We start from the raw sequence: 749 nt of genomic DNA, 5'->3' as shown, positions 1-749 counted from the left end.
AATTTCTTGTGTGAAGACTTTTTACTCTCAAACGAAACGGCACGTCGCTTGTACCATGAACATGCGTTCCACCAGCCAATTTATGATTACCACTGCCACCTAAACCCAGCGGAAGTGGCACAAAATCGTCAGTTCGATAACTTGGGTCAAATCTGGCTTGAAGGCGATCACTACAAATGGCGTGGTATGCGCTCGGCAGGCATTGAAGAGCGTTTGATTACGGGTGATGCGAGCGATTACGACAAATACATGGCGTGGGCGAAGACGGTTCCTCAAACCTTAGGCAACCCGCTTTACCACTGGACGCACCTAGAACTGCGTCGCCCATTCGGCATTACCAATACGCTGTTTAGCCCAGACACTGCTGATCAAATTTGGCATCAATGTAATGAGCTGCTTGCGACACCTGAGTTCACGGCTCGCGGCATCATGCAGCAAATGAACGTCGTAATGGCGGGCACAACCGATGACCCTATTGATTCACTGGAACAACATAAAGCGATCGCAGAAGACGACACCTTTAACGTCAAAGTGCTGCCGAGTTGGCGTCCGGATAAAGCGTTCAAGATTGAATTGGACCTGTTTGCGGATTACATGCACAAACTGGGCGAAGTCGCAGACATTGAGATCCGCCGCTTTGATGATTTATTGAGTGCACTCGATAAACGTTTAGCACACTTCGATGCACATGGCTGTCGTGCGGCAGACCACGGCATTGAGATCGTCCGTTACGCGCCGATCCCAAGCGA

1 protein-coding gene is annotated in these 749 nt (G+C 50.1%); it reads left to right on the top strand.

Going from position 1 to position 749, the window contains the following annotated elements; all coding sequences use genetic code 11:
• A partial coding sequence (locus R8N47_RS24855; RefSeq protein WP_318186060.1) for a glucuronate isomerase occupies nt 1-749 on the top strand: 749 nt, incomplete at both ends.

It is taken from the genome of Vibrio sp. 2132-1 (genome assembly GCF_033344315.1).
Note: the sequence above shows the minus strand (reverse complement) of the source record. Positions and strands in the feature narration are given on the sequence as shown.